Here is a 745-nt window from a genome sequence, read left to right as displayed (position 1 = left end):
GCGATACTGACAGCACCGGACGCCGAACCGACAAACATGCCACGCGTGCGCGCGACAGCCTCGGCCCGAGATTTCACCCCGAGAGGATAGCGCCCACCACGGCTCGAACACCTGCAGGGAGCAGCAAACCGGACCGATCACCCCATGGTGATCCCCATCACAGTTAGTCTGGGCTGGCCCGCAGGTAGACCGACGACACTCATCGGGGGTACCCATGCAGGACACACTGACGAAGATCACCGACACCCTCAGCGCGGTGCGCGTGATGGCACGGTCCGGACTGATCCCGTTCCCGCGCATCGACCAGGGAATCGGAGTACTGGCGGCCGTCGGCAAGTACGGACCGTTCGCGGGGTCCGTGCACGCCCACGCCGCCCAGGGACACGGCCGCGTCGCGCTCATCGACGAACGCGGACAACTCACCTACCGCGAACTCGAGGCGCAGTCCAACGCACTGGTGCGCGGGTGGCAGGCCGAGGGCATCGGCGCCGGATCCTGCGTCGGCGCGATGTGCCGCAACCATCGCGGCCTCGTCCTCACGATGCTCGCCGCCGCGAAAGGCGGAGTGCGACTGGTACTGATGAACACCGGCTTCGCCCGCCCCCAGCTGGTGGATGTCGCAACCCGCGAAGGTGTGCGCCACTTCGTGTTCGACAGCGAGTTCGCCGACATCGCCGACGCACTCCCCTCCGACGTCACCCCCTTCCTGTCCTGGGTGGACGGGCCGCTGTCCACTCCCCCGGCG

Annotated in this window: 1 protein-coding gene; it reads left to right on the top strand. The window is 67.8% G+C overall.

The window, feature by feature from the left end:
* Nucleotides 1-214 precede the first annotated feature (214 nt).
* Nucleotides 215-745, top strand: a 531-nt coding sequence (locus IJ15_RS0123905) for an AMP-binding protein (RefSeq protein WP_031940837.1), incomplete at its 3' end; no start/stop codon positions are given.

The organism is Prescottella defluvii (assembly GCF_000738775.1).
Classification (GTDB): domain Bacteria; phylum Actinomycetota; class Actinomycetes; order Mycobacteriales; family Mycobacteriaceae; genus Prescottella; species Prescottella defluvii.
This window is presented reverse-complemented; position numbering and strand designations above follow the sequence as displayed.